At 62.5% G+C, this 13,955-nt stretch carries 10 protein-coding genes; 2 read left to right on the top strand and 8 right to left on the bottom strand.

Features of this window, described 5'->3' with window-relative positions; genetic code table 11:
* Nucleotides 1-3 precede the first annotated feature (3 nt).
* The 8 genes from yvcK to QEH68_RS10565 all read right to left on the bottom strand — a co-directional run bounded on the left by yvcK (nt 4) and on the right by QEH68_RS10565 (nt 9,944).
* A complete protein-coding gene (yvcK, locus tag QEH68_RS10600; protein WP_207593509.1) occupies nt 4-1,020 on the bottom strand; it encodes a uridine diphosphate-N-acetylglucosamine-binding protein YvcK in 1,017 nt (338 codons plus the stop codon).
* Nucleotides 1,020-1,943 (bottom strand): RNase adapter RapZ, encoded by a 924-nt coding sequence (gene rapZ / locus QEH68_RS10595; protein WP_089595052.1) that lies wholly within the window; start codon nt 1,941-1,943, stop codon nt 1,020-1,022. Before rapZ ends, yvcK begins: the two co-directional genes overlap by 1 nt.
* A gap of 129 nt (nt 1,944-2,072) precedes the next feature.
* A complete protein-coding gene (uvrC, locus tag QEH68_RS10590) occupies nt 2,073-4,088 on the bottom strand; it encodes an excinuclease ABC subunit UvrC (protein WP_280627926.1) in 2,016 nt (671 codons plus the stop codon).
* Between the two features lie 60 nt (nt 4,089-4,148).
* On the bottom strand, nt 4,149-4,817 hold the full coding sequence (locus tag QEH68_RS10585) for a lysophospholipid acyltransferase family protein (protein WP_207593507.1): 669 nt from the start codon (nt 4,815-4,817) through the stop codon (nt 4,149-4,151).
* Nucleotides 4,804-5,520: an HAD hydrolase-like protein gene (locus tag QEH68_RS10580; RefSeq protein ID WP_280627925.1), complete on the bottom strand. Its 717-nt coding sequence runs from the start codon at nt 5,518-5,520 to the stop codon at nt 4,804-4,806. Before QEH68_RS10580 ends, QEH68_RS10585 begins: the two co-directional genes overlap by 14 nt.
* 68 nt (nt 5,521-5,588) lie before the next feature.
* A complete protein-coding gene (gene uvrA / locus QEH68_RS10575; protein ID WP_280627924.1) occupies nt 5,589-8,516 on the bottom strand; it encodes an excinuclease ABC subunit UvrA in 2,928 nt (975 codons plus the stop codon).
* Between the two features lie 65 nt (nt 8,517-8,581).
* The gene (locus QEH68_RS10570; RefSeq protein ID WP_207593504.1) at nt 8,582-8,962 is read right to left on the bottom strand and encodes a GntR family transcriptional regulator; all 381 of its coding nucleotides are present in this window, start codon (nt 8,960-8,962) and stop codon (nt 8,582-8,584) included.
* A 202-nt stretch (nt 8,963-9,164) separates the two neighbouring features.
* Nucleotides 9,165-9,944, bottom strand: a complete 780-nt coding sequence (locus QEH68_RS10565; protein WP_280627923.1) for a trans-aconitate 2-methyltransferase — start codon at nt 9,942-9,944, stop codon at nt 9,165-9,167.
* Nucleotides 9,945-10,014: 70 nt separating this feature from the next.
* On the opposite strand from QEH68_RS10565, the gene QEH68_RS10560 reads away from it, so the two are divergent.
* Nucleotides 10,015-12,549: a DEAD/DEAH box helicase gene (locus QEH68_RS10560; protein ID WP_280627922.1), complete on the top strand. Its 2,535-nt coding sequence runs from the start codon at nt 10,015-10,017 to the stop codon at nt 12,547-12,549.
* Between the two features lie 10 nt (nt 12,550-12,559).
* Complete coding sequence (locus QEH68_RS10555; protein ID WP_280627921.1) at nt 12,560-13,930, top strand: CoA transferase; 1,371 nt, start codon at nt 12,560-12,562, stop codon at nt 13,928-13,930.
* Nucleotides 13,931-13,955: the final 25 nt, after the last annotated feature.

Raw genomic sequence — 13,955 nt, 5'->3', positions numbered from 1 at the left:
TTCCTAACTGTTCCCGAAAATATCGTGGTACGCCGCTGCCAGCAGCAGTGGATCATGGACGGGGCGGCGCCTCGACGCCCCCACTCTACCCAACACCACTTCAGCCCCGATCATCCCCGCGGCCTTCTCGAAGGCTTTGAGGTCCTGGATTGCAGCAGGATCCGCAAGGACCACATCGACGCTGAATTCAGGTGCATAGCGGCGCAGGACGTCCAGATGGTCCGCGGCCGTCATGCCCGAGGTTTCCTTGGTTTCGACGTCAAGGTTCATGGTGAGGCAGCGCTTCGCAGCGGTGTCGCCCAGGGCTTGGCGCAGCTCAGGCAGCAGCAGATGCGGCAGGACCGAGGTGTACCAGGAACCGGGTCCAAGGATGACCCAGTCAGCCAGTTCGATGGCCGTCAGGGCTTCTGTGCAGGCCGGAGCATCCTCAGGCAGCAGCCTGACGTCTTCAAGCTTGCCCGCCACAGCGCATTTTGCCTGGCCCCGGACCGTACGCAGTTCCTGGCCACCTCCCGGAAGGTCAATGTGGGCCTGGCCCTCAATGGTGAGGGGAACGCTGGACATGGGCAGCACCTGGCCCCTGGCTCCCAGCAGGGCGCCGGCCCACTTCAGGCCGGCAACCGTATCTCCCAAGAGCTCCCACAGGGTCACGATCAGCAGATTGCCCATGGCGTGATGGTCCAGTGAGCCGCCTTTGGCGGACCCGGCATTGAAACGGTGCTGCATGACGTCCCGCCAGGTCCGGCCCCAGTCGGTATCGTCGCACAGGGCGCTGAGCGCCATCCGCAGGTCGCCGGGCGGAAGGACGCCGTACTCCTCGCGAAGACGCCCGGACGAGCCGCCGTCGTCCGCTACTGTGACGATTGCCGTCAGCTCGGAGGTGAGCAGGCGCAGTGCCGACAGCGACGCCGCCAGTCCGTGGCCGCCACCCAGGGCAACCACTGACGGACTTTTCTTTTGCTGGCTGCCGGGGACGCCTTTGGGCGGGATCAGGGGCAGTGGGCCGGTGAGGACGCCCACTACTCGCGTCCCAGGTCTCGGTGGGTGGTGGTGACTGTGACACGGGGATACTGCGCCAAACGCTTCGAAAGTTCGACGGCGACCGCCACCGATCGGTGCTTGCCTCCAGTGCAGCCAACAGCCAAGGTGGCGTAGTGCTTGTTCTCCTGGCGGTAGCCGTCCAGGACAGGCTCCAGGGCCCGTACGTACCTGTCCACGAACTCGTGCACGCCATCGGCAGCCAGCACGTAGTTGCTGACGTCCTCATCCAGCCCTGTATGGGGCCGAAGCTTGGGAACCCAGTGCGGGTTGGGAATAAAACGGGCATCGGCCACGAAGTTGGCATCCACAGGGAGTCCGTACTTGAATCCAAAGCTCATGACGTTCAGGCGCAGGGTCACCGGGCCTGTGTCGCTGAACAGTTCGGTGATGGCTGTTGCCAGGCCGTGGACATTGAAGTCGGAGGTGTCCAGCACGACGTCGGCATGCTCGCGCAGTTCCCTCAGGACCTCGCGCTCGACCCCGATGCCATCAAGGATCCTGCCGCCGCCCTGCAGGGGATGCGGACGGCGTCCTTGCTCGAAACGGCGGACCAGGACGTCATCATTGGCGTCCAGGAAGAGCACCCGGAAGGTGATGCCGCTGGCGCTGAGCGCGCCCAGCGCCGTCTGGATGTCAGTGAAGAGGTCCTTGCTGCGGACATCCACCACCACCGCCAGCTTGGGAATGGATTTGGGAGCATGCGAGACAATTTCGGCCAGGGTTCCCAGCATCTGCGGTGGGAGGTTGTCCACCACATACCAGCCGTGGTCTTCCAGGGCATCCGAGGCCGTACTGCGTCCTGCCCCTGACATGCCGGTGACGACCAGCAGTTCCGCCTCCGGGGGCTTGACGGGCGTGAGGCCGTCCTGCTCCGTTCCGGACCCTGCCGTTGCCTCATCCATGAGTTGTTCCCCGTTTCGTCCGAAGTGGTGTTTACGGCCTGAGGTGCGCTCCCCTTGGGTCAACGCACCCTCGACATGTTCAAGGGCCGGTGGCCGCTGATGCGGCCATCGGCCAGGTTCTAACCCTAGCTAAGATTCAAGGATTTCGCCGGTGGTCATGTTGATCGCCGGGACTGCCCCGGCGGAGTCTTCCGTGTTACCCAGGTGTTGAACCACGGCAGCTGCCAGCGCAGGGCCGATACCTTTGGCAGACGTGAGCTCTTCAACGGAAGCCGCTTTGATCTTTTTCAGCGAGCCGAAGTGCGCCACCAAAGCCTTGCGCTTGGCTTCACCAAGGCCCGGCACCCCGTCCAGGACGGACACCGTCATGGCCTTCCCGCGCTTCTGCCGATGGAAAGTGATGGCGAAGCGGTGGGCTTCGTCACGGATCCGTTGAAGTAGATACAGTCCCTGCGATGTCCTCGGCAGGATGACCGGGAAGTCGCTGTCAGGCAGCCAGACTTCTTCCAGGCGCTTGGCAAGGCCCACCACGTAGACGTCGTCGATGCCGAGCTCCGCCAGCGCACGCTTGGCGGCGTTGACCTGCGGCTGCCCGCCGTCCACCACCACCAGGTTGGGCGGGTACGCGAACTTGGCCTTGGGGGCCGGCATCGTGGGGTCCGACGGCGGGGCTTCAGTGTTGCTCTTGGCCCCCGCACGCGTCGGGTTGACGATCTCGCCGGATATCACGGGGACCTGGGCAGCCTTGTCCGTCAGGTAATGCCGGAACCGACGGGTCAGGACGTCATGCATCGCCGCGGTGTCGTCAGCTGCCGCTGCGCCCGTGATGGAGAACTTGCGGTAGTCCGCTTTCTTGGGCAGACCGTCCTCCACCACCACCATGGAGGCCACCACGTTGGTGCCCTGCACGTGCGAGATATCGAAGCACTCTATCCGCAGCAAGGGAACCGGAATTTCCAGGGCTTCCTGCAATTCCTGAAGCGCCACGGAGCGGACAGTGATGTCGCCGGCCCTGCGGGTCTTGTGCAATTTTAGGGCTTGCTCCGCGTTCTCGCGCACCGTGGACATCAGGGCGGCCTTGTCACCACGCTGGGGCACGCGGATGTCCACCTTGGCACCACGCAGTCCGCCCAGCCACTCAGTGAGTTCGGCATGGTTGCTGGGTGCTTCCGGCACCAGGACTTCGCGGGGAATCCGGCCCTGGACCTCGCTGTCCTCGCCGTAGACCTGCTGCAGCAAATGTTCGATCAACTCTGGGGTCGTGGCATCTTCAACCTTCTCGACCACCCAGCCACGCTGTCCGCGGACCCGGCCACCGCGGACGTGGAAGACCTGCACGGAAGCCTCCAGTTCGTCGTCGTGGAGCGCGAAGACGTCAGCGTCGGTATCTTCGGCGAGGACCACGGCATTGCGCTCAAAAACCTTCCGGAGCGCGATGATGTCGTCCCTGAGCCCGGCAGCCCGCTCGTAGTCGAGTTCGGCCACGGCTGCTGCCATGTCCTTTTCCAGGCGGCTTATAAATCGTTTCGCTTCGCCGCCCATGAAGGAACAGAAATCCTCGGCGAGGTTGCGGTGTTCATCCGGACTCACCCGGCCGACGCAAGGGGCCGAACATTTGTCGATGTAGCCGAGCAGGCAAGGACGCCCGCTGGATTCCGCGCGCTTGAAGACGCCCGCGCTGCAGCTGCGGACCGGGAAAACCCTCAGCAGGGTATCCATCGTTTCGCGGATGGCGCCGGCGGTGTAGGGCCCGAAGTACTTGGTGCCCTTCCTGCGCTCACCTCGCATGACCTGCACCCGGGGGTACTTCTCCCCCATGGTGACGGCAAGGTAGGGATAGGTTTTGTCGTCGCGGAAAACTACGTTGAAGCGCGGCTTGAATTCTTTGATCCACGTGTATTCCAGCTGCAACGATTCCAGCTCGCTGCCCACCACGGTCCATTCGACGCTGCTGGCCGCATGCACCATGGCGTGGGTCTTGGGAAGCAGTCCTGCAGGGTTGGCAAAGTAGGAATTAAGCCTGGACCTGAGGTTCTTTGCCTTGCCTACATAGATGACCCGGCCATGGGGGTCGCGGAATCGATAGACGCCCGGGGTGGTCGGAATCTCACCTGTTTGGGGCCGGTAACTTGCTGGATCTGCCACGTTTCCAGTCTAGTGAACCGGAACGACAACCATTGCCACGTCATCCCCCGGCAGCTGCTGCTAGTCGACGGATTTGCTCTGGTTGTAGCTTGCAGAGCGTTCCTGGCCGCTGAGCAGGGCGATGGCGTCCATGATCCTGTCGGTGACTTCACGCCGCGCCGGAAGGGAGTGGTCCGGCCCGGTCTTCTCGAAATAGAGCGGCTCGCCCACCTTCATGGTGAAGTGCTGTGGCCTTACAGCGTTCTTGTCCGCAGGCTGCAGCCTTTCGGTCCCGATCAGGCCCACGGGAATGACAGGCGCGCCTGTGGTCAGGGCAAGCCACCCCACGCCCGTACGCCCACGGTAGAGGATGCCATCGCGCGATCTGGTGCCCTCGGGGTAGATGCCGATGCCTTTGCCTGACTCGAGGATGTCCAGCAGGGTCTTGAGCGCCTGCACGCTGGCAGCCTGCTCACCTCGTTCCACCGGAATGGATCCCACGGCTTCGAAGAAGGACTTCATGACGGCACCTTTGACGCCCTTGGTGGTGAAGTATTCGGCCTTGGCAAAAAAGGCGACCGGGCGCGGCATCAGAGCCTGGACGATCACGCTGTCAAGGAAGGAAAGGTGGTTGGGGGCCACAATGAAGGGCCCCTCTTTGGGAACGTTCTCCAAACCAATGACAGTAGGCCGGCACGTGGAGGAAATCAGTCCACGGGTTGTCCACCGGATCGCATCAAAGACTGCCATCGTTTTGTACCTCGCTCAGGGCTGCCGCACGGACAGCGTCAAGTTCTTCAATTTTGATCCGCAATTCGGCTGCGGTTTGCACTACGGCCACAGCGCCGGCTTCTTCGAGTTCACCGTCCGGGGCGAATCCCCAGGCCACCCCGATGCAATCCAGGCCGTTTGCCATGGCTCCTGCGACGTCCTGATGCCTGTCTCCCACCATCACTGCCGGCTGTGAATGCAGGTCAGCCAAGGCTGCCCCAACAATCTCGACTTTGCCGGATGCCGTATTCGCTTCCAGGGACTCGTTGTCAGCCGCCCCGCGTATGGACACGAAGAAATCAGCAATTTTATGGTGTTCGAGGACGAGCCTCGCAATGGACTGCGGCTTCTGAGTAGCAACTGCTACAGCCCGGCCGGATTCAGCAAAGTACTCAAGAAGTTCGAAGATCCCGGGGTAAAGCTTGCTCTGCCCGATACCCGTTTCCTTGTAATGGCGCCGGTAACGCTCAATGGTTTCATTGACCAGGGTTTCCGGGACGTTGGCCAAATGCAGCAGGGAATCGCTGAGCTTGGGACCCACCATGGAATTCAGCACGGCCTGCCCAGGAACGGGAAGGTTCAATTCACGGAGGGCCGCGGAGATTCCTCCCGTGATACCGCCGGCTGGATCGACAAGGGTGCCGTCCAGATCGAATATTACGGGCACCGTTGTTTGAGTCACCGGGTTAGTTTCTCACGAGTAGCGGCATGCCTGAAACTCGCATGCCGCTACCGGAATACTTCTGGCGCCTATCCGAGAATCTCGGCCAGGAACGTTGCTGTGTGGCTCTCCGTGGATTTTGCCACCTGTTCGGGTGTTCCGGTGGCAACAATCTTTCCGCCACCCGAGCCACCGTTGGGGCCCAGATCCACAATCCAGTCCGCGGACTTGATGACGTCGAGGTTGTGCTCGATGGTGATGACCGTATTGCCTTTGTCCACCAGGCCCTGAAGCACCATCAGGAGCTTACGGATGTCCTCGAAGTGAAGGCCCGTGGTGGGCTCGTCCAAGACATAGATGCTGCGTCCGTTGGAGCGCTTCTGCAGCTCTGCGGCAAGCTTCACGCGCTGGGCCTCGCCACCGGACAGCGTGGTTGCCGGCTGTCCCAGACGCACGTAGCCAAGGCCAACGTCCACCAGAGTAGTCAAGTGGCGCGCAATGGGAGTGAAGGCGGCAAAGAACTCCGCACCCTCCTCAATGGGCATGTTGAGGACATCAGCAATGGTTTTGCCCTTGTAGTGGACTTCAAGGGTTTCCCGGTTGTACCGGGCACCATGGCAGACCTCGCAAGGAACATAGACGTCCGGCAGGAAGTTCATCTCGATCTTCAAGGTGCCGTCGCCCGAACACGCCTCGCAGCGACCGCCCTTGACGTTGAAGGAGAACCGTCCGGGCAGGTATCCACGGACCTTGGCTTCGGTGGTCTCGGCGAAGAGCTTGCGGATGTTGTCGAACACCCCGGTGTACGTCGCGGGGTTGGAGCGCGGAGTACGCCCGATGGGACTCTGATCGACATGGACCACCTTGTCCAGGTGTTCCAGGCCGGCCACCGTCCGGTGCCGTCCTGCCACTTGCTTGGCACCGTTGAGCTTATTGGCGAGGACCTTGTACAGGATCTCGTTGACCAGCGTGGACTTACCGGAACCGCTGACGCCGGTCACCGCAGTAAAGAGCCCCAGCGGGAACGTGGCATCGACATTGTTCAGGTTGTTCTCACGGGCACCGACAACCTTGAGCTCACGCTTCTTGTCGTACTTACGGCGTTTGGTGGGAATGTCGATCTTCCGGCGTCCTGACAGGTAGTCACCCGTCAGGGAATCCGTGTTCTCCAACAGCTCCTTGTAGGTACCTGAGTGCACCACCTGGCCTCCGTGCTCACCGGCGCCTGGTCCGATGTCCACCACCCAGTCAGCCTCGTGAATGGTGTCTTCGTCATGCTCCACCACAATCAGCGTGTTGCCGAGGTCCCGGAGACGGGTAAGGGTCTCGATGAGTCGACGGTTGTCACGCTGGTGGAGACCGATGGACGGCTCGTCAAGGACATACAGGACGCCCACCAGGCCGGAACCGATCTGGGTTGCCAGCCGGATGCGCTGGGCCTCCCCGCCGGACAGGGTTCCTGACGGCCGCTCGAGATTGAGGTATTCCAACCCCACGTCCAGAAGGAAGGTCAGGCGGGCCTGGATCTCCTTCAGCACCTGATTGGCGATTTGCGCTTCCCTGCTGGTGAGGGTCAGGCTGCCCAGGAACTCAGCGCATTCGCGCATAGGCATGGCAGCAACCGCTGCGATCGACTTGCCGTTGATCAACACGGACAACGATGCCGGGTTGAGGCGTGCACCATTGCACTCAGGGCAGGGAATCTGGCGCATGTACTCTTCGTACCGGTCACGGGCCCAGTCGGAATCGGTTTCACCGTGCTTCCGGTGGACGTACTGGATAGCGCCTTCAAAGCCCGTGCTGTACTTGCGTTCACGGCCAAAACGGTTCTTGTACTGGACAACAACCTTGTGGTCCTTGCCATGCAGCACGGTGTTCCGGACTTCTTTGGAGAGTTTCTCCCAGGGCGTCTTCATGGAGAAACCAAGCTCATGGGCCAGGCCCTCAAGGAGGCGGTTCCAGTACTCAGTGGTTGCCGTTCCCAAGGACCACGGGGCAATGGCGCCTTCACCCAAGGAGAGTTCAGGATTGGGGACGATGAGTTCTTCGTCGACTTCAAGCTTGGTTCCGATGCCGCTGCATGCCGAGCAGGCACCAAAGGGGTTGTTGAAGGAGAACGAGCGGGGCTCGATTTCATCGATCGCCAAAGGGTGCTCGTTGGGGCAGGCAAGATTCTCGGAGAAAGCCCGGATACGACCGGGATCCGCGGGGTCAAGATCCACGAACTCCACCAGGACACGGCCCTCCGCCAGGCCCAGGGCGGTCTCCACGGAATCCGTGAGCCGCTGGCTGATGTCTTCCTTGACCACCAAGCGGTCAACCACCACTTCGATGGTGTGCTTGAACTGCTTCCCCAGCTTGGGAGGATCGCTCAGTTGGACGAGCTCGCCGTCAACGCGTGCACGGGAATAGCCTTTGGCGGTCAGTTCCTTGAACAGGTCGACGAATTCGCCCTTGCGTCCGCGGACCACCGGGGCGAGGACCTGGAAACGTGTGCCTGTCTCAAGTTCCAGAAGCTGGTCAACAATCTGCTGCGGTGTCTGGCGGGCGATGGGTTCGCCACATACGGGGCAGTGCGGGCGGCCAACGCGGGCCCACAGCAACCGCATGTAGTCGTAGATCTCCGTGATGGTACCCACGGTGGAACGGGGGTTCTTGCTGGTGGATTTCTGGTCGATGGAGACCGCGGGCGACAATCCCTCGATGAAGTCGACATCAGGTTTGTCCACCTGGCCCAGGAACTGGCGCGCGTACGCGGACAGCGACTCTACGTAGCGGCGCTGCCCTTCGGCGAAGATGGTGTCGAAAGCCAACGATGACTTACCGGAACCCGAGAGTCCCGTGAACACGATCATGGCATCGCGCGGAAGGTCGACGTCCACGTTGCGCAGGTTATGTTCCCGGGCACCCTTGACCACCAGCCGCGAGAGGTCTGGCCTCGCGGGTTTGGAGTCAGGAACCACAGGGATGCTGTTCGGGGATTCGATGGCGGTATCTTCAGCTAAGGCTTTGGGCACTTACCAATGCTAATCGAAAACTTCTTCGAATTTCCATGTCGTGCCTCACATGCTACCGATCGGTATCAATCCGCGTCATACGCTGCGGCGAGAAGCTGGACTGCCTCGGCGAAAGAGGCGCCCTGTGCCTTCGCGGCGGACGCATACTGCCCGGCCACCTCGGCCAGCGCTCCCCAGCGATCGTCCCGTGCACAGACCACGGTGCCGTTCCGACCGCGGGTTGCCACGACGCCCGCGGCTTCCAGTTCTTTGTAAGCCCGGGCGACGGTGTGGGGTGCGACGTCCAGTACGCCGGCCAGATTGCGCACGGGGGGAAGTTTCGCTCCAACCGCCAGGACTCCCGAGTCAGCGAGCTCGATGATCCGCAACCTTAACTGTTCAAAGAGGGCGACAGCGCTGGTGGTGTTGGGCCGCCAGGTGCCCGGGAAATCGCCGGTGGGAGTCACAACGACCTCCGCCCGGGTGCCGGCATGTGGCGGGGCGTTTGATGTCGGAAGCGTCCTTGGTCCATGCCGAGAATTAGACCAGCGACGACGGCAGTGGACAAGCCATGACGACAGGCACATCCACATCGAGGACCAGGCAGATCACCATGCAGCTCACGGCGCAAGAAGGTCGCTGCCTCCCCTCCCGGGGAATCCAACGGCGTCACGCGTTCTTCCGTGCCACGGCAAAAATGCGTCGAAACGGATAGACGGTTCCATGGCTTGTTGCGGGATAGGCCTCGCGCAGCATTGCGGCGTACTCCGTCTCGAAGTCGGCAGCTTCTTCAGAGGACAATGCCGCCAACACGGGACGGAGACCTGTGCCGCGGACCCATTGCAGGACCGGGTCACTGCCCGGCAGTACCTGCTGGTAGGTGGTTTCCCAAGCGTCGGCCGAGCATCCGGCGTCGAGCATGATTCCCAAGTAGTCCGCCGGGCTCCCTACTGCACCGTCATGTCGAAGAACGCCGTCCAGCCGGGCCGACCACTGGGGCGATTCCGCGAGGTGCCGCATCAGGGCGTGGGAAGGAGAGGTGAAATTGCCGGGAACCTGCAAGGCAAACCATGCCCCGGGCTGCAGGGCCCGCAGCCAGCCGGCCAGCATGTCCTGGTGACCGGGAACCCACTGGAGCGCCGCATTGCTGACAACTACATCGGTATCGGCGTCGGGCGACCATTTCGCGATATCGCCCTGTATAAATTCCAGATGCGTGAACTGCTGCGTGAGGGCGCCTGCTTGAGCGAGCATCTCCGCAGAGGAGTCCAGGCCAACAATGCGGGCGCCTGGCCAGCGCTCGGTGAGCGTAGCAGTAAGGTTTCCGGGGCCACAGCCGAGGTCCACTACCGTGCGGGGTTCACTGGCCTGGACCCTCGCGACGAGGTCGTGGAATGGACGGTCCCTATGGTTTCCGAATTCCACATACTTGGACGGATCCCACTTCATCAAAGCCTCCTCGCATCTGCCACCATTGCTGGGCCGAGCCTAAACCGTGCGGGCACTAAGCTGGAAACCAATGAAACTTCTTGAGCAGCTTCCCGGTTCCACCGCCACCGGTCCCCTGGACCCGGACGAAATCTACACACGGTTCGTGGAGTGGACGGAAACCCGCGGGCTGCAGCTGTATCCGGCCCAGGACGAAGCGATCATGGAGCTTGCCTCCGGCGCCAACGTCATCCTCGCCACCCCCACGGGCTCCGGAAAATCGTTGGTGGCCATCGCGGCACACTTCGAGGCGATGGCACGGGGCCAGCGCAGCTACTACACGGCTCCGATCAAGGCATTGGTGTCCGAAAAGTTCTTTGCCCTCTGCGACATCTTCGGCGCGGAGAACGTGGGAATGATTACGGGCGATTCCGGCGTCAACCAGGATGCCCCGATCATCTGCTGCACCGCTGAAATCCTGGCCAACATTGCCCTCCGCGAAGGCTCGACGGCGGAGCTCGGCTCTGTGGTCATGGACGAATTCCACTTCTACTCCGATCCCCAGCGCGGATGGGCGTGGCAGGTACCCCTGCTGGAACTCCCCCAGGCACAGTTCCTCCTGATGTCCGCGACCCTGGGCGACGTCACACGCTTCGAAACCGGTCTGACCGAACTCACTGGCCGGTCCACCACCACAGTGAGCTCAGCCGAACGTCCTATCCCGCTGCACTACTACTACCACCTGACCCCGGTCCACGAGAGCCTGGAAGAACTGCTCTCCACCAAGCAGGTCCCGGTGTACGTGGTCCACTTCAGCCAGGCCGAAGCCATTGAGCGTGCCCAGAACCTCATGAGCATCAACATGTGCAGCCGCGCGGAGAAAGACCGGATCGCTGAGCTCATTGCAGGTTTCCGGTTCGCCGCCGGTTTCGGAAAAACCCTCAACAGGCTGGTCCGCCACGGTATCGGTGTCCACCACGCCGGCATGCTTCCCAAATACCGCCGCTTGGTGGAGCAACTGGCCCAAGCCGGGCTGCTGAAAGTCATCTGCGGTACCGACACTTTGGGGGTGGGCATCAACGTGCCCATCCGGACCGTGTTGTTGACTGCTCTGAGCAAGTACGACGGCGTACGCACCAGATCGCTTAACTCACGTGAGTTCCACCAGATTGCCGGACGCGCCGGACGCGCGGGGTACGACACTGCCGGGACGGTGGTCGTCCAGGCGCCGGACCACGTGGTTGAAAACACCAAGGCGATGGCCAAGGCAACTGCCAAGTTCGGCGATGACCAAAAGAAGTTGCGGCAGGTGGTGAAGAAGAAGCCTCCTGAGGGATTTGTCTCCTGGGGTGAGCCCACGTTCAAGCGGCTGGTGGAGTCCGTGCCTGAGCCGCTGACGTCCAGTTTCACTGTGACCCACGCGATGCTCCTGAACCTTATGGAGCGCCCGGGTGACCCGTTCCAGGCCACCAGGCGCTTGCTCAGCGAGAACCACGAGAACCGCGCTTCCCAGCTCAAGCTCATGAAGAAAGCTTTGGGAATATACCGCGAGCTGCTGGCCGCAGGTGTGGTTGAACGCATCCCGGAGGAGGAGCAGGAAGTTGAGGGGCGCTCCGTACGCCTGACAGTTCACCTGCAGGCAAACTTCGCCCTGAACCAGCCGCTCTCCCCCTTCGCGTTGGCCGCCTTGGAGTTGCTTGATCCCGAGTCGCCGTCCTACGCCCTGGACGTTGTCTCCGTGATCGAGTCAACCTTGGAGAAGCCCCGCCAGATTCTTTCGGCGCAGCAGAAGAAGGCACGCGGCGAGGCCGTTGCGGCGATGAAAGCCGATGGCATCGAGTACGACCAGCGGATGGCCATGCTTGACGAAGTTACGTACCCCATGCCTTTGGCGGACATTCTCGGCGAAGCTTTTGAGGTCTACCGCAAGGCTGCGCCGTGGGTGGGCGACTTTGAGCTTGCGCCGAAATCCATCATCCGGGACATGTACGAGCGCGCCATGAATTTTGGTGAGTTCGTGCAGTTCTATGGCCTGGCCCGCTCGGAGGGCATCGTCCTGCGCTACCTGGCGGACGGGTTCCGCGCCCTGCGCCAGACCGTTCCCCAGGATTCGCTGCGGGAGGACCTTGAAGACCTGATTGCGTGGCTGGGAGAACTGGTCCGCCAGGTTGACTCCAGCCTGCTGGATGAATGGGAAGAGCTCACTTCGGGGCTTGCCCCCACACCGCACGACGCTCCCCCTCCCCCGCCACCGCTCCTGACGTCCAACATCCGGGCTTTCCGTGTGATGGTCCGGAACGAAATGTTCCGCCGGGTTGAACTCTTTGCTGATGAGGACTCAGCGGCACTGGGCGAGCTGGATGGCGATGCCGGCTGGGACGCAGAACGCTGGGAAGAAGTCCTGGATGACTACTTTGATGAACACGACGACATCGGCACGGGTCCTGATGCCCGTGGCCCGGGACTGCTCATCATCACCGAGGAACCCGGCGCCTGGAAAGTGCGGCAGATCTTCGATGATCCCGCGGGCAACCATGACTGGGGAATCTCGGCCGAAGTTGACCTGGCCGCATCTGACGAGACCGGTACCGCCGTGGTTCGCGTGACAGACGCCGGCAGGCTCTAGGCCAACCGCTGTGGAACCGGTCCCGGACCTGACCGGCAGCCTGCGGTTGCTGGACGCCTTCGCTACTGCAGAGCCGGCAGCCTGCATCGGTCCGCGCTGGTGGTGGGGTGGCAGCCTGGACGTCGAAGGGCTCGCGTTGGGGTCCGTCCAGGCAGCAGCCACTGCACTCGAATCCCTGACGGGTTCTACGGGCCGTTACGCGGTGTCGTCAGAATTGACGGCGGCGTCTTTTGATTCCTTGGGGCACCTGAGGATCTCGGGCCGGAAACCCCAGGGTTTTGCTCCGATGTCCGGGTTCCGTCCCACCGCAGATGGCTGGATCCGTCTGCATGCCAACTATCCGCACCATGCGGCGCGGCTGATGGAAACGCTTCGGATTTCGACGCCCGATGGGCTTGACCGAGTGCTGCTTTCCATGACCGCTCTGGAGGCAGAGGAAGCAATTATTGCCGGGAGGGGTGTGGCCGCGGCCGTCCGTAGCCGGGAAGAGTGGACTGCCACACCCATGCATACCGCGGCAAGCACGGGACCGTGGATCGGATTCACGTCTCCTGCAGCGCCGGGTGAAAGTCCGCGGTCGTCGTCGTGGGTTCCCTCAACGGACCCATTCCGTCCCCTGGCCGGACTCAGGGTCCTGGACCTGACCCGCGTCATAGCGGGGCCCACGGCCACCCGACTTCTGGGCGCCCTGGGTGCGGATGTCCTGCGGATCGATCCGCCGGGTCTTCCTGAGCTCACTGATGCCTTTGTTGATTCCGGGTTCGATAAGCGCAGTGCCGAAGCCGACCTCAACAATGCCGAGGCTTTGGACGTGGTGCACCGCCTGCTTTCGGCGGCCGACGTCGCAGTGACCGGCTACCGCCACGGTGGACTGGACAGATTCGGTATGAACCCGGACGGGATGCTGGCCGCCAGGCCTGATCTGGTGGTGGTGACATTAAGCGCCTGGGGCGACTCAGGACCGTGGAATGGCCGGCGCGGCTTCGACAGCCTGGTACAGGCAGCCTGCGGAATCGCGGAGCGATACGGAAACGTCGACGACGGGTGGACACCCGGCGCGCTGCCCGTCCAGGCACTGGACCACGCAACGGGGTACGGTGTTGCTGCAGCCGCCCTGGCTCTCCTGTCAGAGCGCCTCCACACTGGACGAGGAGGATCGGCACACGTTTCCCTGGTCCGCACGGCGGAGGTGCTCTTCCGCCTGTCGGTGCCCGGGCCCGCCAGCGGCGTCGGCGGAATGCCCATCCCGGACTTCCGTCTGGTGGACAGCCCCTACGGGCCACTCCGCTTCGTAGGGCCACCCCTGACCGTGGACGGTGTCCCCCTCCAATACCGCAAAGCGCCGGTGAAGTACGGAACGTCCGCCTTGGCTTGGCAGTAAGGAAGAACCGGGAGCGGCAGGCGCG

It is taken from the genome of Paenarthrobacter sp. OM7 (genome assembly GCF_029873575.1).
Classification (GTDB): domain Bacteria; phylum Actinomycetota; class Actinomycetes; order Actinomycetales; family Micrococcaceae; genus Arthrobacter.
The sequence above is the reverse complement of the archived record's forward strand: the minus strand, read 5'-3'. Positions and strand labels throughout refer to the sequence as shown.